This is a genomic window from Streptococcus sp. SM3 (genome assembly GCF_027497875.1).
Map to the genome: position 1 here is coordinate 1 of NZ_JAJNSA010000034.1, position 25,163 is coordinate 25,163.

A 25,163-nucleotide genomic window follows, 5' to 3' on the forward strand; every position below is an offset into this window, starting at 1 on the left:
AACAAAAACAATGTCGAAATGGGTAAACCAGTCGACAATGTACGAAAATTAATCCAAACTATTGAATTCCCAGGAAACACACTTGTTTCTGTTGGTTCTAACAAACAAGGTGCAAAATTCGACGGAGCTCAAATGTCTACAAACACACATAACCGTGGAGACTATCATTTAGACTTGAAAGAAGGCAAGATGAATGAATATACTTACGGCTTCATGTATGGATTTGTTTCTTCTAATGAATTAGCAGCATCTGTTTGGAGTAACTCTCAATTTACATACAGAGGAAATGACTTTGCACGTTTAACAACAGCGTTAGAACGTGTAGAAGGCGTAAACTACTTAGGTATCCAAAGCTCACCTTACTGGTACCAACGTGCTTATAAGAACTTAGTATTCCCAGAATACACATTAGAATTACCAAGTTCTAAAGTAGTCATCACAAAAGACTTAAACAAAGATAATGTTGTGGACTGGCAAGATGGTGCGATTGCATATCGTAATATCATGAACAATCCAAAAGGAGCAGAATCTGTTCCAGATTTAGTAGCGTATCGTATTGCGATGAACTTCGCATCTCAAGCGCAAAACCCATTCTTAATGACATTAGATGGTATTAAGAAGATTAACTTACACACGGATGGTTTAGGCCAATCAATCCTACTTAAAGGGTATGGTAGTGAAGGTCACGACTCAGGTCACTTAAACTATGCGGATATCGGTAAGAGAATCGGTGGCGTTGAAGACTTCAAGAAATTATTAGCAAGAGCAAAAGAATACGGAGCTAAAATCGGTATTCACGTCAATGCTTCTGAAACATATCCTGAATCTAAATACTTCAGCGAAGCGATTTTACGTAGAAACTCTGACGGAACATATATGTACGGTTGGAACTGGTTAGACCAAGGTATCAACATCGATGCAGAATATGACTTAGCTCATGGACGTTTGGATCGTTGGAAAGAGTTAAGAGAAAAACTAGGTGCTGACTTAGACTTCATTTATGTGGACGTTTGGGGTAACGGACAATCAGGAGATAACACTGCTTGGCCAACTCACGTACTTGCTAAAGAATTAAACTCTCAAGGATGGCGTATGGCTATTGAGTGGGGCTTCGGTGCGGAATATGACTCAACATTCCAACACTGGGCAGCTGACTTAACTTACGGTGGATATACATTGAAAGGTATTAACTCAAATATCACTCGATTCATCCGTAACCACCAAAAAGACTCATGGGTAGGTGACTATCCAAGCTACGGTGGTGCCGCTAACTATCCATTACTAGGTGGATATAACATGAAAGACTTCGAAGGATGGCAAGGTCGAAGCGACTACGAAGGATATATTCGTAACCTCTTCGAAAATAACATTATGACGAAGTACTTCCAACACTACAAAGTATCTAAATGGGTAAACGGTAACCCAGTTGCAATGAGCGACAATGGTCAAAACTACAAGTGGACTCCAGAAATGGAAATTCATTTAACAAATGACAATGGGGACGAAGTGAAGATTGTTCGTCAATCAAACGACCCTAACAGCCCAGACTACCGCAAACGTGTAACAACATTAAACGGTCGTGTGATCGAAAATGGTGGAAGCTACTTAGTACCATGGAACTGGGATGAAAATGGGAAAGCTTTAACAGGCGACAAAGAAAAGATGTACTTCTACACAACTGAAGGTGGAACAACTGAATGGACTCTTCCAGAAGATTGGACTGGAGATAAAGTATACCTTTATCGTTTAACAGACCAAGGTAAGAAAGATGTTGTAGAATTAACAGTTGGCGCAGACCGTAAGATTCAAATTACGGGAGAAGCGAACCAACCATATGTACTTTACAAAGCTCCTCAAGGCAAGAAGACAATGGTATGGAGTGAAGGTCTACACATCTATGACCAAGGTTTCAACAGCGGAACATTAAATCATTGGGAAAAAACTGGTGACAGCGCTCATGCTGAAATCGTGAAATCTCAAGGAGCTAACGAAATGTTACGTATTCAAGGAAACACTGAACGTGTGACATTGAAACAACGCTTAACAGATTTAAAACCAAATACAAGATATGCTGTTTATGTAGGCGTGGATAACCGAAGCGATGCACGTGCAGATATCACAATCCGTGTAGGCGACAAAGTAATTTCTAACTACACAAACAAATCAATTGCGAAGAACTATGTACAAGCACATGCGCATAACACACTTAAGAAGAACGCAACTGTGGATAATACAAGTTACTTCCAAAATATGTATGTATACTTCACAACAGGCGAAGATGTTTCTAATGTGACATTAGAACTTGGACGTGATGCAGATGCAGCAGCAACTTACTTCGATGAAATTCGTGTATTTGAAAACCAATCTGTAATGTATAACGAAAAACACGATACAGGAAATGGTAAATTCAAACAAGACTTTGAAGAAGTGCCTCAAGGTATCTTCCCATTCGTAGTCGGCGATGTTGAAGGCGTACAAGATAACCGTACTCACTTATCTGAAAAACACGAACCATATACTCAACGTGGATGGAATGGTAAGAAAGTCAACGACGTTATCGAAGGTAACTGGTCATTGAAGACAAATGGTTTAACAGGAAATGACAAACTCGTTTACCAAACAATTCCACAAAACTTCCGCTTCGAAGAAGGTAAGACTTATAAAGTAACCTTCGATTATGAAGCAGGTTCACATGGAGCATACTCATTCGTAATCGGTAATGGCGAAAATACTCGTCGTAGTAAATTAACGAAATACGATTTAGAAAACACTTGGGAAAATTCATCAACTCCTAAGAAAGTAAGTTTCTATGTAACAGGTGAAAAGGGTGGAAATACTTGGATTGGTATTTATTCAAATGCGCGTGGTGCAGATACTAAAGGAGATTCAAACAATAACGAAATCAACTTCAAAGGTTATAAAGACTTCATGTTAGATAACCTTGAAATTGAAGAAATCAAGTTAACAGGTAAGATGCTCATCGATGAAGCATACGAAAAGAATACTCCAGTCGTAAATGGCAACTACAAACAAGATTCATTAAATGCTTATAAAGACGCTGTAGCAGCTTTATTAGAAGCGGACGATAATATTAGTGTGGATGATGCTAAAGCTCTGATAGAACGCGTTAACGAGGCTAAAGAAAAACTTGCTGTGAAACGTAGCGCTCCAGATTGGGACGATATCCATGATCTTGATGCTCCTTATGAAGAAGCAGATAATGTATGGTATGCATTTGATGGCAATACAAATACTTTATGGCATACACCTTATGGAGTGAATAGCTTAGGAAAACCATTAACAGTAGAGTTCAATAATCCGATGGAATCAACTCGCTTTGAATATGTTCCTCGTCCTTCAGGTCCAAACGGACGTGTGATGAGCGGTAGCCTTACAGTGATTGATGAAAAAGGACAAGAACATAACTTTAGCTTTACTGGATGGGAAAATAATGCGAAAACAAAAGTGATTAACTTCGATGCTCCAATCAAAGTGAAGAAAGCAATCTTTACTGGTAACGAAACATACGGTGATCCTGGACATATTTCAGCAGCGGAATTACGCTTCGTCCTTCCAATTGAAGATGATAAACCATTAGATGAAGCTGCATACAATGCTGAAGTAGAACGTGTTCGTAAGATTGATCGTCAAGATGCGAAAGAATACTTGGCAGCTGTTGAAGCGTACAAGAATGGTCTTGCAGAACATAACATATTAACTCCAAACGGACTTGATAAATTGGTAGAAGGCTTGAAAGAAATTAAAGAAACTGAAGAGCCAGCTCCAACTCCAGCTCCAGCTCCAACTCCAACTCCAGCTCCAACACCAACACCAGAACCAGTTCCAAATCCAGAGCCAACACCAACTCCAGAACCTGAAGTACTAACAAGTAAGGGAGATCAAGAACCACCAGTAGTTGAAATTCCTGAATTTACAGGTGGTGTTAATGCGGCAGAAGCGGCTGTTAATGAAGTTCCAGAATACAAAGGCGGCGTGAATGCGGCAGAAGCAGCTGTCAATGAAGTTCCAGAATACAAAGGTGGCGTCAATGCGGCAGAAGCAGCTGTCAATGAAGTTCCAGAATACAAAGGTGGAGCCAATGCAGTAGAGGCCTTAGTTCATGAATTGCCAGAATATAAAGGTGGGGCGAATGCAGTAGAAGCCTTAGTTCATGAATTACCAGAATATAAAGGTGGGGCGAATGCAGTAGAAGCCTTAGTTCATGAATTACCAGAATATAAAGGCGGAGCTAATGCAGTAGAAGCTTTGGTAAACGAAAAGCCAGCCTACACAGGGCTATTGGCTACAGCAGGCGATCAACCAGCACCAACTATTGAAAAACCTGAGTATCAGATTAGTCAATTGGGCCAAGGTAAACTTGCAGAATCTAAAACTTCAGTTTCAACAGAAGATAAGAAGAGATTGCCAGAAACGGGAGAAAGCCAATCTGATACAGCTATCTTCCTAGCTAGCATCAGTCTCGCCTTATCTGCTGCTGTCCTTGCGACAAAACGAAAAGAAAATTAAAGAAGACTGAATTTTAGAACTTACAGGAACTAGAATTCAGACAGAAATAACTTAGTTGGAGAGAACCTCTAGGTTCTCTCCATTTTCAAATCAAAAATGAGACCGCTTACTGTAATAAGTGGGAGAAAGGAATAGGAGAAAGATGGATAGACATTTTTTTGAAAGACGTTGTCACTATAGTATTCGAAAATTTGCAATTGGTGCAGCCTCTGTAATGATAGGTGCTAGTATCTTTGGTGCAAATGTAGTGCAAGCTACAGAGACAGTTGGAACACCTGAGAAAGAAGGAACAATCACACAAGCTCAGCCACTAGATAAGTTGCCGGACGATTTAGCAGCTGTTTTAAAGAAAGCTGAATCAGAGGCAAAGGCAGATGCAGGTCATGAAGAAAATCATGAAAATACTGCAGGAACAAGTCCTGCAGCAAGTGAAGAAACAAGCCCAGCAACAACTCCAGCAGCTCCCAAACCAGCTGAGACTCTGAAGCCGGTTGAAACACCAAAAGCAGATTCTAAACCTGTAGAACCAGCTACACCTACAATCAAACCAGTTGAAAAGCAAATTGAAGATAGAGAAGATCGTAACCACTTAGAAGGTGTCACTGTTCAAGTAAACGATTCAGAAACTGGTACTCCTTATACTGCTGACAAGGCAGTGGACGGTAATCCTGATACTCGTTGGGCAACAAATCAAAATATTGACAAACCAACTTTCGAATTAACTCTTCCCAAGACTACACTTATTAGACATGTGGAAATTGATTGGGATCGTCGCGTTCGCAATGGTCAAAATGATCCAAATATCAAATCTTGGAGTCTCTACTATGCAGGTCAAGATGATGTAAATGCTAGTGGAGAAAAACAATGGAAACTAGCTCATACCAAGACTGGAGAACCTGTTTTAGATGAGAAAGTTGACTTAGCCAATAGTATTCAAGCTAAATATCTCAAGTTAGAAATCAATGACTATCAAGCGGGCACAATGGGCTGGAGAAACGTTGGTATTCAAGAAATTCGAGCTTATTCAAATATCCCTGATACAAGTAAGGTAACGGATATCCGTCAGGTTACAGAATTGACTATATCTAAAGACGGACAGTCTCTTGTCTTGCCAACTCTACCAGGAAAAGTCAGTCTTATCGGTAGCAACAAACAAGGTGTGATTGACCTTCAAAATCATATTTATAAACCTTTGACTGATCAACGCGTTAAGGTTATGGTAGAGCAAATTAAAGATTCACATACCTTTACTAAAGAATTTGAAGTAGTCATCAAGGGCCTACATCAGGACGAAGGTGTGGGTGTCAAACCAAAAGTAGCACCAGCTGTTCAACAATGGTATGGAAAAGAAGGTCAATCTTCTATCACTTCAGATACAGTTCTTGCGACGGGGGATTCCGGCTTTGAACAAGCAGCAACCTTCTACCAGTCAGACCTTGCCAGCCGTGGATTGGAACTTGCGACAGGTGACAAGCAGGCTCAAAAACGAATTGAATTTAAAAAAGTTGAAAATAAGGGGTATGGTAAGGAAGGCTATGGCATCATGATTCAAGATGGTGTCATTACCATCGAAGCTGCAACGAACACAGGAGCCTTCTATGCTACTCGTACTCTTCTTCAAATGGGGGAAAGCAATCTCCAAAATGGAGAAATTCGTGATTTCCCAAGCTTCAGTCACCGTGGCTTTATGCTAGATACAGGTCGTAAATTTATTCCTTATGACACCCTTGTAGACATCATGCTTAACATGGCTTACTACAAGATGAACGACTTGCAGTTGCACCTCAACGATAACTATATCTTCCTAAAGGAACACTTGGCAGGTAAGAATCTAACACAAGAAGAAGAGCTTAAGTATGTTCTAGAACATGCTAAGACAGGTTTCCGTGTAGAGACAGATATTGTCGGTAAGAATGGTCAAAAATTAACATCAGACGAGCACTATACTAAAGAAGAGATGCAAAATCTGATTAAACTTGCTAAGGCCTTGCATATCAATCTAGTACCTGAAATTGACACACCAGGTCATGCTCTGTCATTTGTCAAAGTTCGTCCAGACCTCATGTATCAAGGTAGCCTGAGCGATTACAGAGGTAAACATAATGTAGAGCGAGTAGCCATGCTCGATCTAGATAATAAATACGATGAAACGCTGGCTTTTGTCAAATCAGTTTATGACAAACTTCTTGATGGTCCAGATGCACCACTTCATGGGGTATCTACTGTTCATATCGGAACGGATGAATACTACGGAAGTAGAGAAAGCTATCGTCGTTATGTAAATGACCTTATTAAATACATTAAAGGGAAAGGCTATACACCTCGTATTTGGGGATCGCTCAGTGCGAAACGAGGTAAAACAGCGGTTGATTGGAAAGATGTAGAAGTTGATATCTGGAGTATTGGCTGGCAGCAACCAAAAGAAGCTATTGCTCAGGGAGCTAAGATTATTAATATCACAGATATCCCAACATATAGTGTTCCGAATGGTGATAGTCGTCAAACAGCTTATGGTGACTATGCTAACTATGAAACACAATATAATAGGTGGACACCAAATGATTTCCGAACAGGTCATGGTCCACTTCTAGAAGCATCCAATCCAAATGTAATTGGTGGTGGCCACGCAGTTTGGAATGACAATATTGATCTTCATGAGACAGGTTTGACATCTTATGATATCTTTAAACGCTTCTTTAAGAGCATGCAAACAACTGCAGAACGCACTTGGGGATCTGACCGTGCGGCTGCGACCTTTGCAGAACGTACCCTACCAACGAGCCCTTATGCACCACAGTCAAATCCTGAAAAAGAGATTGATCAAAGTGATTTGTTTACTATCAATCCTGAAACAGTGAAGAACTATGCAAGCAAGAAGGTGAAGACAAGCGAGCAAGGATTGGCTTTTGAGAAAGACAGTAGTATTGAAGGCTTGGTAGGTGACGTTGGTCCAAGTCATGTCTTGAAGTTTGATGTAACTGTCACTGGAGACGGTGAACAAACCTTCTCAACAAGTGGAGACAACCGTATCTATCTAGCTGATAAAGACGGCTATCTTGCTTATCAATTTGAACAGTTCCATATCCAATTCAAGAAAAAACTTGAAAAGAACAAACGTTATCAAATCTCTATTGTGACCAAACCACAATCAACGGAATTCTATGTGGATGGTGAGAAGATCGAACGTATCGCGAATCCAGCTCACCCTCGCTTTGCTCACAATAGCTTGGTTCTACCGCTTGAGAGCATCGGTGGGTTCAAAGGGATTTTACATAGTGCAGAGTTGTCAGCTAAACCATTTGTAAATCCTCGTTTGATTCCAACAGATCATTTCACAGTTTCTGCAACTAGTCAAGAAACACCAGGAACAGCGACTGAAGGTACTGTTGAAAAAGCCTTTGACAATGATCCAAATACCTTCTGGCATACTAAATGGACTGGTGATACTGCTCCGTACACTCTTTCTATGACCTTGAAAGAAGCAGAAAAAGTCAATGGTTTGACTTATCTCCCACGTCCAGGTGGTGGAAATGGGGTCGTGACTCGCTACGAAATCTACGCACAAAAAGATGGCCAAATGGTCAAGGTTTCAGAAGGAAACTGGGACAACAACGCTCAAGAAAAAACAGTCAACTTTACGGCGGTTCATACCAACAAGATTGAGTTGAAAGTTCTATCAGGTGTTGGGGGCTTTGCAAGTGCAGCTGAAGTTCATCTATTGAAGCCTATCAAAGAGGGACAAGAAACACCAGAACCAGAACAACCATCTACACCTGAAACTCCAAAAGTCGAGCAAACAGGTGATGGAACAGTTGAACTAGCGGATCAATTCACTGCAAGCAAACCAGCTAGCGAAGATAGTATTGCAGCTGCCAGCAAGAGCGCAGATTATCTCAAGAAAGAGTACAAGGTCTTCCCAACTCCACAAAAAGTGACTTATGGAGAAGGAGTAACAGCTCTTCGTAAGCAAGTAAATCTGGTAATGGGAGATCAACTCGATGTCTATACTCGTAATCGCTTGAAGAGTGTCTTGCAGGACAATCAAGTATCCTACACTACTAGTCAATCAGCAGTTGCTGGCGCGACTAATATCTATCTTGGAATACACGGACGCGGTTCACAAGCAGAACAAAACATGTCTAAGGTTTCAGCAGGATTATTTGACAAGATTGATGCTTATGCTCTGACCATCAAAGATAACTCAATTTCCATCGTCGGAAAAGACACGGATGCGGTCTTCTATGGTTTGACAACCTTGAAACATATGATCAAGGAAAGTCAAGTTCCAGTTCTTCGCAATGTGACAGTGGAAGATTACGCTGAAATCAAGAATCGTGGTTTCATCGAAGGTTACTATGGAAATCCATGGTCTAATGCAGATCGTGCTGAACTCATGCGTTTTGGTGGCGATTTGAAATTGACCCAATACTTCTTCGCACCAAAAGATGATCCATATCACAACAAGAAATGGCGTGAACTTTACCCAGAAGAAAAACTAGCTGAAATTCGTGAACTTGCTCGCGTCGGAAATCAAAGTAAAACTCGCTATGTTTGGACCATTCATCCATTCATGAACAACCGTATCCGATTTGGTAATGAAGCGCATTACCAAGAAGACTTGGCAACCATCAAGGCTAAATTTACCCAGTTGATGAAAGTGGGTGTCCGTGAATTTGGTATTCTAGCCGATGATGCACCAAGCCCAGTTGGAGGCTACAATAGCTACAACCGCTTGATGCAGGATATGACCAACTGGTTGACAGAAATGCAAGGAACTTATAGTGGACTTCGCAAAGAAATGATCTTTGTTCCAGGTCAGTATTGGGGTAATGGGCGTGAAGCAGAGTTGAAATCTCTAAATGAAAATCTCCCAAGTTCAACCTCTATGACTTTGACGGGTGGTAAGATTTGGGGTGAAGTTTCTGAAGGCTTCCTATCAACTCTCAAGAACAATCTAACTGCAGGTGGTAAAACTTATCGTCCAGTATCACTTTGGGTGAACTGGCCAGTTACAGATAACTCTAAACAACACTTGATTCTAGGTGGTGGTGAGAAATTCCTTCATCCGAATGTAGATCCAAGCTTGCTGTCTGGTATCATGTTGAACCCAATGCAACAGTCTGAACCATCTAAGATAGCCCTCTTCGCTGGAGCTCAATATACATGGAAACAGTGGAAATCAGAAGAAGAAGCTAAGAAACTCAATGACATTGCCTTCAACTTTGTTGAAAATGGTCATTTTGAAGATAGCAAGGTATCAGCAGCCTTCCGTGAACTTGGTAAGCATATGATTAACCAAAACATGGACGGTCGTGTTGTTAAACTAGAAGAATCAGTTGAATTAGCTCCAAAATTGACAGACTTCATGACTAAGCTCAAAGCGGGTCAGGATGTAACTGCAGAGCGTGTAGCCTTGCGTGCAGAATTTGCCAAGATTAAAGAAGCAGCTGAGCTTTATAAAGCATCAGGCGATCAAAAGATGGTTGCACAAATCCACTATTGGTTGGATAATGCAATCGACCAAATGAATGCCCTTGATGCCTTCCTAACAGGAACAGAGGCCATGGCTACAAATGATGCAGCCAAACTTTGGGATAGCTACTATAAAGGTTTGAAATTGTATGAACAGTCTCAAACTCATACCTTCCATTATGTAGACCATCTTGAAAAGGCTGAGTTGGGTGTTCAACATATCCGTCCATTTATCCTATCTTTGAAAGAAGTTCTAGCGTCTGAAGTTCAAAAAGTCTTGTATCCAGATCAAATCATTAGCACCTTTATTACCAATCGAACAGGTGTAGAAGGTGGTTCGGCAGAAGTAACGGATGGTGACTTGGCAACTCATGCTTTGATTAAATCACCAAATAGCATCAAGACAGGTGATTATATCGGTATGAAATTCAACAAACCGGTAGATATCCAAACCTTGACCTTTGCTATGGGAACTCAGGCAAATCCACGTGATACCTTTAGTAAGGCTGAAGTGCAGTATTTGGATGAAAATGATAACTGGGTAACCTTGAAAGAGCCAACTTATGTTGGTAATGAGTCACTTGTTCAGTTTGAAAATCTTAACATCAAAGCTAAAGCAGTACGTATGATTGCTACAGAAGATCGTGATGACACCTGGTTTGCAGTTCGCGAGATTGCAGTAAATCGTCCAGTAGAGAACGCTCGTAAACAACAAACTGCTACAATTAGCCTCAGCTCAAATCTAGTTTATAAATTGAGAACATCAGCAAGTCAAATTACTGATGGTAAAGATAATACAGAAGCTATGATGGCAAATGCTGACGGCAGCAATACGACTCCAGTAGATGCCTGGGCACAACTTGACCTAGGTGAAGTCAAGTCAGTCACTAAAGTTCGTCTTCGCCAAGGAACTGGCGATAAACTTGCAGCAGGTGTACTTGAGTACTCTACAGATGGATCTGCATGGCAAGAGTTAGATCGCCTATCAGGAGAACAAACTAAGGAAGTGACTAGAGCTATCAATGCTCGATACATCCGAGTACGCAATACCAAGGCAAGTGACCTTTGGTGGCGTATCCAAGACTTCTCTGTTGAGACACGTTCTGGAAATAGCGACTTAACAGATACCAACGTGGATGCCTTAAAGGAAACACTAGTAGTGGATAGCTTGGGCAGTTACGAGCTTCAGATTCCAGCTGGAACTAAACTTCCTGCAAATAGCTATCTAGGCATGAAACTTGACCGCATCCATCAAGTCAAAAGCATCCAGCTCCAAGGCCAAACAAATCCAGCACTCAGTCTAGAGTATTCTGCAAATGCTCAAGAATGGACACCAGCTAGCCAGTTGACAGACAGAACTGTCGCAACCCACTTGGTACGTTATGTTCGTCTTGTTAATAAGACAGATCAAGAGCAGGCTGTTCCATCTACTTCTCTCCTTGTAACGACTAAAGAAGTGCAACCAACCAAACTAGAATCTACAACTATGGGTATTCATCCAACATACGGAAGCAATGATGTTCGTAAGATTAATAACCTCGATCAATTGTTTGATGGTGTGTACAACAACTTCGTTGAGTTTTCAGACTATGCCCATAAAGATGGCCATGTAACCTTGAAACTTGGTAGCGAACGCACTATCAAGAAGATCAGAGCCTACATCCAAGACGGAACTCAAAACTATCTTCGTGATGGTAAAATCCAAGTCAGCCAAGACGGTAAAACTTGGACGGATGTTGTGACAGTAGGAGATGGTGTAGCCAATAGTACACACGATGATTCATTGACAGATGGTTGGACACATGATTCTAAGATGCCAGGAAATCGTTACATCGAGGGTGAATTGACGACACCAGTCAAAGCAAACTATCTTCGTGTCCTCTATACAGCTGACTATGATGCTCGTTTTGTAGGATTTACAGAATTGGTGATCAATGATGGCGAATTTGTCAAACCAATCAATGATCCAACTGTAGAAGGAAACGGTGGCGAAAGCCGAGGCAACTTCTATACTAATCTCGTAGACGGAAAAGTTTTGACTAGCTACAAGGCGGAAAATGATAAGGGTGAAATGGTTTATCACTTGTCAGAACCAACCAATGCCAACCATCTAAGCCTTGTTTCAAGCCTTCCTGAAGGAGTGAAAGCACGAGTTCAAGCGAGAACACTCAAGGATGGTCAAGAGAGCTGGACAGACCTCGGCGCCATTACATCTAGTCTCCAAACCTTTGCTATCCGAAATGGTGGTTCTCTTCTAGATGTTAAGCTGGTCTGGGAAGGTGGCAAGGCTGAGTTTTATGAATTAGCGAGCTTCTATCAAGAATTGACAGAAGAACCTGTTCAATCGAGCAAGGGTGAAGAACCAGCACCAGTGCTTGAGGTACCTGAATTTACAGGTGGTGTGAATGCAGTTGAAGCCTTGGTACATGAGCTTCCAGCCTACACAGGCCCATTGTCAACCGTAGGTGACCAAGCTGCACCGACAGTAGAGAAACCAGAGTTTCAGGGTGGTGTGAATGCAGTTGAAGCTTTGGTACATGAGCTACCAGCTTATACAGGGCCATTGTCAACCGTAGGTGACCAAGCCGCTCCAACAGTAGAGAAACCAGAGTTCAAGGGTGGAGTCAACTCCGTTATGGCCTTGAAACACGAACTACCAGAGTACACAGGGCCATTGTCAACCGTAGGCGATCAACCAGCTCCGACAGTAGAGAAACCAGAGTTCCAAGGTGGAGTTAACTCCGTTATGGCCTTGAAACATGAGCTACCAGCCTACACAGGCCCATTGTCAACCGCAGGTGACCAACCAGCTCCGACAGTAGAAAAACCAGAATTTAAGCTAAGTTCGTTAGAAAAATCTCAGACTCCAGAAGCACTAGTTCAAGTTGCCAAGGAAGACAAGAGATTGCCAGAGACTGGTGAAAAACAGTCAGAAACAGCTATTTTCTTGGCAAGCGTTGGACTAGCCTTATCTGCTATCTTTGTAGCAAAAAGCAAAAAAGATTAGTTGTGTATGACAATTAAACTCTTTCTTAATAGTATTCTAAACCAGTGGAGTGTATAGAACAAAAAACCTGAGAAGTACAATTGACCTTCTCAGGTTTTTATTATCTAATTATTGATTGAATAAAGAAAAGATTGAAAAACCACCCAATTTTTGGGTGGTTAGTAATTTATTGTTGCGCTGGTTGAGGATTTTGGTTAGGCTGACCTTGATTGGTACTTGGTTGTTGTGTTACCGTATTCTCGTTGGTTCCAGCATTGGGAGTAGCTGTATTTGCATTTGGATTTGTGTTTGGTGTCGTTACACTTGACTGAGAGGTTGAAGTCTCTGGAGTCTGGCTCGCAGGAGCAGGTGTAGAACTTTGTTGAGTAGCAGGAGCAGTCCATGTAGGACGAGCTCCATTCTTAAAGACATATTCTCCACTCCTATATAAGCCCTCAGGCATAGTCCAATCTCCTGGGTGGTCATCTTCTGATAGGTAAGTCATCATTGAACGATAGACTGAAGAAGCAACTGTGAACCCATTGCCGATGACTGGAGTAAGACGATTTGAGTAACCTGTCCATACGGCCATCGAATATTTACGAGTATAGCCGACAAACATTTCATCCGGTGCAACAAGTTGACTTGATTTAATATGATTTTCGATTTCTTCATCTGAATAGTTAGAGGTACCTGTCTTACCAGCCTGAGGAAGCCATGAAATATAGGCGTTAAAACCAGTTCCAGAGGTCAAGACTGTTTTCATCATTTCTGTCATCATGTAAGCAGTGGTCTCTTTCATAGCTCGGGTACCAGGGTCAGAAAATTCTTTTTCGCTACCATCACTAAAGACAACTTTATTAATGTACATCGGTTTGTGATAGATACCACCATTGGCAAATGCAGCATAAGCAACAGCCATTTTTTCGCTACTTGCGCCGTATTGCTTATTAGATTCAGTTGTGTTACTTGATATGGCGTTAGAATAATGCATATCTGGATAGTCAATTCCTAAACCATTTAAGAAGGTTTTTGCACGGTTTAATCCAACTTTGTTGAGTGTTTCTACAGCAGGAACATTGCGAGATTGCTGTAGTGCATATTGCAGGGTGATATTACCGAAGTATCCTCTATCCCAGTTGTAGACAGGGGTATTTGTTCCAGGATAATTATACGGGATATCGCGTACAATGGTAGCAGTTGAGTCATAGATATCGAATTCCAAAGCAGGAGCATAATCAGTGATGGGTTTCATTGTTGATCCCCAGTCACGATTGGTTTCCACAGCCTGGTTGGTGCCGAATGAAACATTACTTGCTTGATGACGAGCACCAAGTTGTGCAATAACGTTACCATTAGATACATCTACAATAGTCGAAGCTACTTGCATGTCATCATCAGGATAAGTGACATATTGGTCGGTGTTATAAACATCCCAGAGTCGTTGTTGGATATCTTTGTCCACATTTGTATAGACATCCATACCTGTAGTAAGAAGGTTGTAACCAGTTTCTTGTTCAACTTGGTCGATTACTTCTTTAAGGTAGTTGTCCATGTATGCAGGATAACTGTTACCGGATTTCAGGCTTTGTAGACCATCGGTAACAGGGGTATTAATAGCTTTTTCATACTCTTCTGCGCTGATGTATTTCTGCCCCTTCATTTCTGAAAGTACCAAGTTTCGACGCTCTAGAGCAGCTTCTGGATGAGAATAAGGATCATATTGATTTGGTGCTTGAGGCATTCCGGCTAGGAGTGCTAACTGTGGTAAGCTTAAATCCTTCAAGTCTTTTCCATAGTAATTTTGGGCTGCAGTTTGCATTCCATAGTTACCGTTAGACATGTAGACTTTGTTGATGTAGTAGGTCAGGATTTCTTGCTTGGTTGCTTTTTGCTCTAGTTGAACGGCTAGCCAAGCTTCTTGAGCTTTACGTGACAAAGTTTGATCGGCAGTTGAAGTAGAAAAATAAGTTAATTTGATCAATTGTTGAGTCAAGGTTGAGGCTCCCTGGAGGCCTCCTCCGCCTTGGAGGTTTCTCAATGCCGCACCCATGATACGAATGGTATCCACACCTCTATGATCAAAGAAACGGTGGTCTTCGATAGACACGATGGCCTTGACTAAGTCAGTAGGAATTTCATTTGCTTGAGCATTTACGCGACGTTCAGATCCAAGGTCAGCAATCAGTTCGTTTTTGTTGTCATAAATCTTGCTAGAGGTTGTCGCAACTAATTTACTTTCAGATAAGGCTGGAGCCTTGCTAACAAAGTAGAGGAAAACACCTCCACCTAATAGAAATAGTGCGATAAATAATGTAAGGAACGTAATTCCGATATACTTTAAGAATCGCAGAATAGTTTGTTTGTTCATCTTGTTTTACCACCTAGTAAATGTTCTTTGATAATGTCGAGATAGGGAATTTGAGGGAAAGCCCCTTGCTTTACTAAATATCCGTATTCTTGAATATATCCAAGTGGCATAGATTTTTGCCCCTTATCTTGATGATAAAAGCGAATCAAATCAAATGCCGGCAACAAATAAGTTTCCTGTTGAGAAGAAAAATGAAGCAGTACGAAGCAAATACCCTGCTGTTCTAGAACTTGTTCCATATGTTGAATCTGGTGAAGATGGAAGTTCTTCATTGGAATAGCATTCTTTTGTCGCGTTTCCTTGGCTTCAAAGTCAATGTAATGTCCTCTATACACGCCAGAGTAATCTGTTGTGGAAGCTTGTCTAAAATAGGCTTCTACAATTTTGGCTCTACTACGTTGAGGATAGTCCACTCGGACAATTTGAACAGGCGTGGGTTTTTTATGGATAACTGCCATACCATGCATCAGATAGTAGTCGTTTGTAGCGTTGATCATCTTTTCAAAAGTCATTCCTCGATTTGCGAAATTTTTGGGTTGAGAAATGGATGTTTGGTTTTTTTTTGATGAAATTTTATGAGGATAGTTGACCATATTTCTCCTTATTGGTACAATAACATCACTCTATTATACCATAAAAATAGAAAGAAAGGTGTAAAAATGACTACAGCTTTAATTATGGGATATTCTAATTTTGACTTGGGTGTCTTTAACGAAAAAGATATCAGGTTAAAAATTATAAAGAAAGCCATTCGCCGTGATTTAGAAAGTTTGGCTGAAGAAGGGATTAATTGGCTGGTCTTTACAGGGAACTTGGGATTTGAATCATGGGTGCTTGATGTTGCAAATGAAATGAAAGAAGAATATGATTTCAACCTAGCGACCATTTTTGATTTTGAAACACACGGGGAAAATTGGAATGAAGCGAATCAGCTTAAACTTAATCAATTTAAACAGGTAGATTTTGTCAAATATGCCTATCCTAAATATGAACATATGGGGCAACTACGAGACTACCAACGATTTTTACTGGAAAATACTGATTTAGCTTATTTTTTCTATGATCCAGAAAATGAGACCAAATTAAAATTTATGGATACCTTGATGAAAAATCAGGAAGGTTATCGCATAAAAAGGCTAACGTTTGAAGACTTAAATGAGCTAGCAGAAAATTTTTCTGAAAAGTAAGCCTTTGACCTTGATTTTTGTTTGCCTTTTTTTATATAATAATACTATTAGAAACCGAGAATGGAGAGAGAGATGGCAAGTATTATTTTTTCAGCAAAAGATATTTTTGAGCAAGAGTTTGGACGTGAAGTCCGTGGATATAGTAAGGTTGAAGTTGATGAATTTTTGGACGATGTCATCAAGGACTATGAAACTTATGCTGCCTTAGTCAAGTCTCTCCGTCAAGAAATTGCAGAGTTGAAGGAAGAATTGTCTCGCAAGCCTGAATCTGCATCGGTTCAAGCAGAACCACTTGAAATGACAGCTACAACTTCTATGACGAATTTTGATATTTTGAAACGTTTGAATCGTCTTGAGAAAGAAGTATTTGGTAAACAAATTTTGGATAACTCTGATTTATAAGAGCTTATTTGAAAAGTGCAATTTTTGGATAATCGCGTGAGGAGAATTTCTTTTCATGAGGAAAGTCCATGCTAGCACAGGCTGTGATGCCTGTAGTGTTTGTGCTAGGCGAAACAATAAGCCTAGGGACGAGAAATCGTTACGGCAGTTGAAATGGCTAAGTCCTCGGATAGGTCAGAGTAGGCTTGAAAGTGCCACAGTGACGGAGTCTTTCTGGAAACAGAGAGAGTGGAACGCGGTAAACCCCTCAAGCTAGCAACCCAAATTTTGGTCGGGGCATGGAGTACGCGGAAACGAACGTAGTACTCTGACTGCTTTCAGCTGTAGGCTGTTAGTGGTAGACAGATGATTATCGAAGGGAGTGGTCCTAGTCACTTCTGGAACAAAACATGGCTTATAGAAAATTGCATATAGGTTGGGGCTGAGAAAACTTTCTCAACCTCATTTTTTAAAGTGGACATATAGAAAGGTCTTGCAAGACTGTAAAATGAAAAAAGAATTTAATTTAATTGCAACTATGGCGGCGGGTCTTGAAGCTGTTGTGGGACGAGAAGTGCGAGAGTTGGGCTACGATTGTCAGGTTGAAAATGGGCGTGTTCGTTTTCGAGGAGACGCTAGAGCCATCATTGAAACCAACCTCTGGCTTCGGGCGGCAGATCGTATCAAGATTATCGTAGGAACGTTCCCAGCTAAGACTTTTGAGGAGCTCTTTCAAGGAGTTTTCGCCCTAGATTGGGAAAATTATTTACCGCTTGGGGCTCGTTTTCCGATTGCCAAAGCTAAATGTGTTAAATCTAAACTTCACAATGAGCCAAGTGTACAGGCTATTTCAAAGAAGGCCGTTGTCAAGAAATTGCAGAAACACTATGCCCGTCCAGAAGGTGTCCCCTTGATGGAAACTGGGCCTGAGTTTAAGATTGAGGTCTCTATTCTGAAAGATGTCGCAACTGTCATGATTGATACGACCGGGTCTAGTCTCTTTAAACGTGGCTATCGTACGGAAAAAGGTGGCGCTCCTATCAAGGAAAACATGGCGGCAGCCATTTTACAACTTTCTAACTGGTATCCAGACAAACCCTTGATTGATCCGACCTGTGGTTCGGGGACTTTCTGTATCGAGGCAGTTATGATTGCTAGAAAGATGGCGCCTGGTCTTCGTCGCTCTTTTGCTTTTGAGGAGTGGAACTGGATTAGCGATCGCTTGATTCAAGAAGTGCGCACAGAGGCGGCTAAGAAAGTGGATCGTGAGCTGGAACTGGATATCATGGGATGTGATATCAATGCACGTATGGTGGAAATTGCTAAGGCCAATGCTCAGGCAGCAGGGGTTGCAGGAGATATTACCTTTAAGCAGATGCGCGTGCAGGATTTACGTTCCGATAAAATCAATGGAGTGATCATCTCTAACCCGCCTTATGGTGAACGCTTGTCAGATGATGCAGGGGTTACAAAGCTTTATGCTGAAATGGGTCAAGTATTTGCACCCCTGAGAACGTGGAGCAAATTTATCATAACTAGTGATGAAGCTTTTGAGACCAAGTACGGTAGTCAGGCGGATAAGAAACGTAAGTTGTACAATGGAACCTTAAAAGTTGATTTGTATCAATATTTTGGTCAGCGCGTTAAACGTCAGGAAGTAGAAAGGAAAACTCATGAGTAAGAAAAGACGTAATCGTCATAAAGCAGAACACCAAGAAGCGCAATTTGATTTTGATGATGCCAAAGAGCTAACGGTTGGAGAAGCCATGCGAAAAAATGAAGAGGTGGAAGCGGGTGTATTGCCTGGAGATTCTATCTTGGATAAGTATGTGAAACAACATAAAGATGAAATTGAGGCGGATAAGTTTGCGACCCGTCAATATAAAAAAGAGGAGTTGGTCGAGACTAAGAGTCTTGATGAATTAATTGAAGAGGTACGTGAGGAAACAGGAGTAACTTCTCCGGCTCCAGAAGATGAATTGAGTCAGTTTGATGATATAGAATTAACACAAGTTTCAGAAGCTCCTCTTGTTGAAGAATTTGAGACTGAAGAGGTCCAATTGGTCGGAGCGGAAGAGGCTCTCACACGTTCTCGAGTTACGGATAGTGAAGATGGGAAAAGTAAGAAGAAATGGGTGTTTTATGGGATTCTAGCAGCCTTAGTGGTCCTTATCCTTGGAACTGGTTATTATGTTTATCGTCAAGTGGCTCGTTCGACCAAGGAAATTCAGACTTCTCAATCAACTACAAACACGCAGTCAGATGTGGAAGAATTCAATAATTTATATGATGCCTTCTATACAGACAGCAATAAAATGGCTTTGAAGAATAGCCAGTTTGATAAACTGAGTCAACTTAAGACCTTGCTTGATAAGCTGGAAGGTAGTCGTGAATATACGCTTGCAAAATCTAAGTATGATAGTCTTGAAACACAAATAAAGGCCATTAAAGATGTCAATGCTCAATTTGAGAAGCCAGCTATTGTTGATGGTGTTTTGGACACTAACGCTAAAGCTAAATCAGATGCTAAATTTACAGATATTAAAACTGGAAATACGGAGATTGATAAAGTGCTAGATAAGGCTATCAGTCTAGGTAAGAGTCAACAAACAGCTCCTTCAAGTTCAAGCTCAAGTCAAGAAAGTTCAAGTTCATCAACAGAGAGGGCTGCAGACAACACAAGTCCATCTTCAAGCGTCTCATCAAACAATTCAGTTTCTGCACGTGATGATAGCCATGGCGGTTTATCAAGTTCTGGAGTTGATCTCCAGAGAGCTTCGAGTCGTGTGCCGTTCAATCAATCGGCTGTTGATGATAGCAATAATTCTGCCTGGGATTTCGCGGATGGTGTTTTGGAAAAAATCCTAGCGACTTCACGTTCACGTGGTTATATCACTGGTAACCAATATATCCTTGAACGTGTTAATATCGTTAATGGCAATGGTTATTACAACCTCTACAAGCCAGATGGAACCTATCTCTTTACCCTTAACTGTAAGACAGGATACTTTGTTGGAAATGGTTCTGGACATGCGGATGCTTTGGACTACTAAGCAGTCGTTACAAAATTCTTTCTTTTCAAAAGTAAAAATGATAAAATAAAACAAATTAAACAAGAGGAGTGTCAAATGACAAAAGCTAACTTTGGTGTCGTAGGTATGGCCGTAATGGGTCGTAACCTTGCCCTTAATATTGAATCTCGTGGTTACACAGTTGCTATTTACAACCGTAGTAAAGAAAAAACTGAAGATGTAATTGCTTGCCATCCTGAAAAGAACTTTGTACCAAGCTATGACGTTGAAAGTTTTGTAAACTCAATCGAAAAACCTCGTCGTATCATGCTCATGGTTCAAGCTGGACCTGGTACAGATGCTACTATCCAAGCCCTTCTTCCGCACCTTGACAAGGGTGATATCTTGATCGACGGAGGAAACACTTTCTACAAAGATACAATCCGTCGTAATGAAGAATTGGCAAACTCAGGTATCAACTTTATCGGTACTGGGGTTTCTGGTGGTGAAAAAGGTGCCCTTGAAGGTCCTTCTATCATGCCTGGTGGACAAAAAGAGGCCTACGAATTGGTTGCAGATGTTCTTGAAGAAATCTCAGCTAAAGCACCAGAAGATGGCAAACCATGTGTGACTTACATTGGTCCTGATGGAGCTGGTCACTATGTGAAAATGGTTCACAACGGTATCGAGTATGGTGATATGCAATTGATCGCAGAAAGTTATGACTTGATGCAACACTTGCTAGGCCTTTCAGCAGAAGATATGGCTGAAATCTTTACTGAGTGGAACAAGGGTGAATTGGACAGCTACTTGATTGAAATCACAGCTGATATCTTGAGCCGTAAAGATGATGAAGGCCAAGACGGACCAATCGTAGACTACATCCTTGACGCTGCAGGTAACAAGGGAACTGGTAAATGGACTAGCCAATCATCACTTGACCTTGGTGTGCCATTGTCACTCATCACTGAATCGGTATTTGCTCGCTACATCTCTACTTACAAAGAAGAACGTGTGCATGCTAGCAAGGTTCTTCCAAAACCAGCTGACTTCAAATTTGAAGGAGACAAGGCTGAGTTGATTGAAAAGATCCGTCAAGCCCTTTACTTCTCAAAAATCATTTCATACGCACAAGGTTTTGCGCAATTGCGTGTAGCTTCTAAAGAAAACAACTGGAACTTGCCATTTGCAGATATCGCATCTATCTGGCGTGATGGCTGTATCATCCGTTCTCGTTTCTTGCAAAAGATTACAGATGCTTACAACCGTGATGCAGATCTTGCTAACCTTCTTTTGGATGAGTACTTCTTGGATGTTACTGCTAAGTATCAACAAGCAGTGCGTGATATCGTAGCTCTTGCTGTTCAAGCTGGTGTACCAGTACCAACATTCTCAGCAGCTATTACTTACTTTGATAGCTACCGTTCAGCTGACCTTCCAGCTAACTTGATCCAAGCGCAACGTGATTACTTTGGTGCCCACACTTACCAACGTAAAGACAAAGAAGGAACATTCCACTACTCTTGGTATGACGAAAAATAAGTAGGTCTGCCATGGGGAAACGGATTTTACTACTTGAGAAAGAACGAAATCTAGCTCATTTTTTAAGTTTGGAACTCCAAAAAGAGCAATACCGAGTTGATCAGGTTGAGGAGGGGCAAAAAGCCCTCTCCATGGCTCTTCAGACAGACTATGACTTGATTTTATTGAATGCTCGTCTGGGGGATATGACAGCCCAGGATTTTGCAGATAAGCTGAGTCGGACTAAGCCAGCCTCAGTGATCATGGTCTTGGACAATCGAGAAGAATTGCAAGATCAGATTGAGACAATCCAACGCTTTGCTGTTTCTTACATCTATAAGCCGGTTATTATTGACAATTTGGTGGTTCGTATTTCAGCGATTTTCCGAGGTAGGGACTTCATCGACCAACACTGTAGTCAGATGAAGGTTCCAACGTCTTACCGCAATCTGCGTATGGATGTAGAGCATCACACAGTTTATCGTGGCGAGGAAATGATTGCTCTGACTCGTCGTGAGTATGACCTTTTGGCTACTCTTATGGGAAGCAAGAAAGTTCTGACTCGTGAGCAGTTGTTGGAAAGTGTCTGGAAGTATGAAAGTGCGACCGAAACTAATATCGTGGATGTCTATATCCGTTATCTACGTAGCAAGCTTGATGTAAAAGGTCAAAAAAGCTACATTAAAACCGTTCGTGGTGTTGGTTACACCATGCAAGAATAGAGAGCAGTTGCGGTTATGTAACTGCTTTTTTTGAGGGGGTTCTCTATATATTGACATACAGTTGGGGCTTTGCTATAATCAGTTATGGAGGATACGTCTAATGAAAACAATAAAAAAATTGATGCAAATTACATTAGCAGTCTTTTTCTTCTGTTTGCTAGCAACAAGTGCAGTATTGGCGGATGATGCTGATTCTGAAGGATGGCATTTTGTACAAGAAAACGGAAGAACCTACTACAAGAAGGGTGACATCAAAGAAATGGACTGGCGAGTGATTGATGGGAAGACCTATTATTTTGATTATAATGGCGAAATGGTTGTTGGTTGGCAGTACATTCCAATGCCAGTTAAAGGATATACAATTGGTCCTTATCCTAATGGTATAAGATTAGAAGGTTCCCCAATGCCAGAATGGTACTACTTTGACAAAAATGGAGTGCTACAAGAGTTTGTTGGTTGGGAAGCATTAGAGGTTAAAACTAAAGACAGCGTTGGAAGAAAGTATGGGGAAAAACGTACAAATCCGGAAGATAAAGAAGAGAAGAGTTTTTACACGAACTATTACTTTAATCAAGATCATTCTTTAAAGACAGGTTGGCTTTATGACCAGTCTAACTGGTATTATCTAGCTAAAACAGAAATTAATGGAGAAGACTATATTGGTGGTGAAATACGTACAGGTTGGATAAATGATGGTTCAGCTTGGTACTATCTAGATCCAACAACTGGTATCATGCAAACTGGTTGGAAACAACTTGGCAATAAGTGGTACTATCTTCGTTCATCAGGAGCCATGGCAACTGGTTGGTATCAAGATGGTTCGACTTGGTATTATTTAGATGCTGAAAATGGTGATATGAAAACGGGCTGGCAATACCTTGGTGACAAGTGGTACTATCTCCGTTCATCAGGAGCTATGGCGACAGGTTGGTTCCAGGTCAATGGCAAATGGTACTATGCTTATAGCTCAGGTGCTTTGGCAGTGAATACGACCGTAGATGGCTATTCTGTCAATTATAATGGCGAATGGGTTCAATAATGAAAGAGGCGATTGTGAAGGAAACAATCGCTTTTTTTGTGAAAATATAATAAAATAGATAGGAAAGAATAAATACTTGTATGAAAAGATGAGAAGGCTTTTTCGTCTAGTAAAAGGAAAAAATGACAAAAAAAATTGGTGTCGGTCAGGCACATAGTAAGATTATTTTAATAGGGGAGCATGCGGTCGTTTACGGCTATCCTGCTATTTCCTTACCTCTTTTGGAGGTGGAGGTGACTTGTAAGGTAGTTCCTGCAGCGAGTCCTTGGCGTCTCTATGAGGAGGATACCTTGTCCATGGCAGTTTATGCTTCGCTGGAGTATTTGGATATCAAAGAAGCCTGCATTCGCTGCGAGATTGACTCGGCTATCCCTGAGAAGAGGGGAATGGGTTCGTCAGCTGCTATCAGCATAGCGGCCATTCGTGCGGTTTTTGATTACTATCAAGCCGACCTGCCTCATCATGTACTAGAAATCTTGGTCAATCGGGCGGAGATGATTGCCCATATGAATCCAAGTGGTTTGGATGCTAAGACCTGTCTCAGTGACCAACCTATTCGCTTTATTAAGAACGTAGGATTTACAGAGCTTGAGATGGATTTATCCGCCTATTTGGTCATTGCAGATACGGGCGTTTATGGTCATACCCGTGAAGCCATCCAAGTGGTTCAAAGTAAGGGCAAGGATGCCCTACCGTTTTTGCATGCTTTGGGAGAATTGACCCAGCAGGCAGAGGATGCGATTTCACAAAAAGATGCTGAAGAATTGGGACAAATCCTCAGTCAAGCGCATTTACATTTAAAAGAAATTGGGGTTAGTAGCCCTGAGGCAGACCATCTAGTTGAAACTGCTCTTAGTCATGGTGCTCTGGGTTCCAAGATGAGCGGTGGTGGGCTTGGAGGATGTATCATAGCCTTGGCAGATAATTTAACACACGCACAAGAACTAGCAGAAAGATTAGAAGAGAAAGGAGCTGTTCAGACATGGATAGAGAGCCTGTAACAGTACGTTCCTACGCAAATATTGCCATTATCAAATACTGGGGAAAGAAAAAAGAAAAAGAGATGGTGCCTGCTACTAGCAGTATCTCTCTGACTTTGGAAAATATGTACACGGAGACGACTTTGTCGCCTTTACCGACGGATGCGACTGCTGATGCCTTTTATATCAATGGTCAGCTACAAAATGAGGCAGAGCATGCTAAGATGAGCAAAATAATCGACCGTTACCGTCCAGAAGGTGAGGGCTTTGTCCGTATAGATACTCAAAACAATATGCCTACCGCAGCGGGCTTGTCATCAAGTTCTAGTGGTTTGTCTGCCTTGGTCAAGGCTTGTAATGCTTATTTTCAGCTTGGATTGGATAGAAGTCAGTTGGCACAGGAGGCTAAGTTTGCCTCAGGCTCTTCCTCTCGGAGTTTTTATGGACCGCTAGGTGCCTGGGACAAGGATAGCGGAGAGATTTACCCTGTAGAAACAGACTTGAAACTAGCTATGATTATGTTGGTGCTGGAGGACAAGAAAAAACCAATCTCTAGTCGTGATGGGATGAAACTTTGTGTGGAAACTTCGACGACTTTTGATGACTGGGTGCGTCAGTCTGAGAAGGACTATCAGGATATGATGGTTTACCTCAAAGAAAATGACTTTGCCAAGGTTGGGGAATTAACGGAGAAAAATGCCCTTGCTATGCACGCTACAACCAAAACAGCATCACCAGCTTTCTCTTATCTGAACGATGCATCTTATGAAGCCATGGACTTTGTCCGCCAGCTCCGTGAGCAAGGAGAAGCCTGCTACTTTACTATGGATGCCGGTCCCAATGTCAAGGTCCTCTGTCAGGAGAAAGACTTGGAGCATTTATCAGAAATTTTTGGTCAACATTATCGCTTGATTGTGTCAAAAACAAAGGATTTGAGTCAAGATGATTGCTGTTAAAACTTGCGGA

13 protein-coding genes and 1 other RNA gene are annotated in these 25,163 nt (G+C 41.3%); 12 read left to right on the forward strand and 2 right to left on the reverse strand.

Annotated features, from left to right (window positions below; all coding sequences use genetic code 11):
* Both PAN06_RS06820 and PAN06_RS06825 read left to right on the forward strand, forming a co-directional pair.
* The coding region (locus tag PAN06_RS06820) for an SIALI-17 repeat-containing surface protein (protein WP_269795924.1) at positions 1–4,527 on the forward strand (4,527 nt) is incomplete at its 5' end.
* A gap of 142 nt (positions 4,528–4,669) precedes the next feature.
* The gene (locus PAN06_RS06825) at positions 4,670–13,006 is read left to right on the forward strand and encodes an SIALI-17 repeat-containing surface protein (RefSeq protein WP_269795925.1); all 8,337 of its coding nucleotides are present in this window, start codon (positions 4,670–4,672) and stop codon (positions 13,004–13,006) included.
* A gap of 166 nt (positions 13,007–13,172) precedes the next feature.
* Here the strand turns inward: PAN06_RS06825 and pbp1a are convergent, their stop codons facing one another.
* Both pbp1a and recU read right to left on the reverse strand, forming a co-directional pair.
* A complete protein-coding gene (gene pbp1a / locus PAN06_RS06830; RefSeq protein ID WP_247932561.1) occupies positions 13,173–15,356 on the reverse strand; it encodes a penicillin-binding protein PBP1A in 2,184 nt (727 codons plus the stop codon).
* Positions 15,353–15,949: a Holliday junction resolvase RecU gene (recU, locus tag PAN06_RS06835; protein WP_269795926.1), complete on the reverse strand. Its 597-nt coding sequence runs from the start codon at positions 15,947–15,949 to the stop codon at positions 15,353–15,355. The genes pbp1a and recU overlap by 4 nt, the downstream gene beginning before the upstream one ends.
* Before the next feature lie 66 nt (positions 15,950–16,015).
* On the opposite strand from recU, the gene PAN06_RS06840 reads away from it, so the two are divergent.
* The 10 genes from PAN06_RS06840 to mvaD all read left to right on the forward strand — a co-directional run bounded on the left by PAN06_RS06840 (position 16,016) and on the right by mvaD (position 25,153).
* Positions 16,016–16,543 (forward strand): DUF1273 domain-containing protein, encoded by a 528-nt coding sequence (locus PAN06_RS06840; RefSeq protein ID WP_218493706.1) that lies wholly within the window; start codon positions 16,016–16,018, stop codon positions 16,541–16,543.
* A 72-nt stretch (positions 16,544–16,615) separates the two neighbouring features.
* Positions 16,616–16,945, forward strand: coding sequence for a cell division regulator GpsB (gene gpsB / locus PAN06_RS06845; protein ID WP_064276670.1), 330 nt, complete (start codon positions 16,616–16,618; stop codon positions 16,943–16,945).
* Positions 16,946–16,965: 20 nt separating this feature from the next.
* Positions 16,966–17,347: RNase P RNA component class B (gene rnpB, locus PAN06_RS06850), an RNA gene on the forward strand.
* Positions 17,348–17,432: 85 nt separating this feature from the next.
* Positions 17,433–18,605 carry a class I SAM-dependent RNA methyltransferase gene (locus tag PAN06_RS06855; protein ID WP_125456004.1) on the forward strand — a complete coding sequence of 391 codons (1,173 nt, stop codon included), beginning with the start codon at positions 17,433–17,435 and terminating at the stop codon, positions 18,603–18,605.
* Positions 18,598–19,977, forward strand: a complete 1,380-nt coding sequence (locus tag PAN06_RS06860) for a cell division site-positioning protein MapZ family protein (protein ID WP_125456005.1) — start codon at positions 18,598–18,600, stop codon at positions 19,975–19,977. Before PAN06_RS06855 ends, PAN06_RS06860 begins: the two co-directional genes overlap by 8 nt.
* 75 nt (positions 19,978–20,052) lie before the next feature.
* Positions 20,053–21,477 carry an NADP-dependent phosphogluconate dehydrogenase gene (gndA, locus tag PAN06_RS06865; RefSeq protein ID WP_000158785.1) on the forward strand — a complete coding sequence of 475 codons (1,425 nt, stop codon included), beginning with the start codon at positions 20,053–20,055 and terminating at the stop codon, positions 21,475–21,477.
* An 11-nt stretch (positions 21,478–21,488) separates the two neighbouring features.
* Complete coding sequence (locus PAN06_RS06870) at positions 21,489–22,178, forward strand: response regulator transcription factor (RefSeq protein ID WP_125456006.1); 690 nt, start codon at positions 21,489–21,491, stop codon at positions 22,176–22,178.
* Between the two features lie 100 nt (positions 22,179–22,278).
* Complete coding sequence (cbpJ, locus tag PAN06_RS06875) at positions 22,279–23,217, forward strand: choline-binding protein CbpJ (RefSeq protein ID WP_269795927.1); 939 nt, start codon at positions 22,279–22,281, stop codon at positions 23,215–23,217.
* A 122-nt stretch (positions 23,218–23,339) separates the two neighbouring features.
* Positions 23,340–24,218 (forward strand): mevalonate kinase, encoded by an 879-nt coding sequence (gene mvk, locus PAN06_RS06880; protein WP_269795928.1) that lies wholly within the window; start codon positions 23,340–23,342, stop codon positions 24,216–24,218.
* Complete coding sequence (gene mvaD / locus PAN06_RS06885; RefSeq protein WP_269795929.1) at positions 24,200–25,153, forward strand: diphosphomevalonate decarboxylase; 954 nt, start codon at positions 24,200–24,202, stop codon at positions 25,151–25,153. Before mvk ends, mvaD begins: the two co-directional genes overlap by 19 nt.
* Positions 25,154–25,163 lie beyond the last annotated feature (10 nt).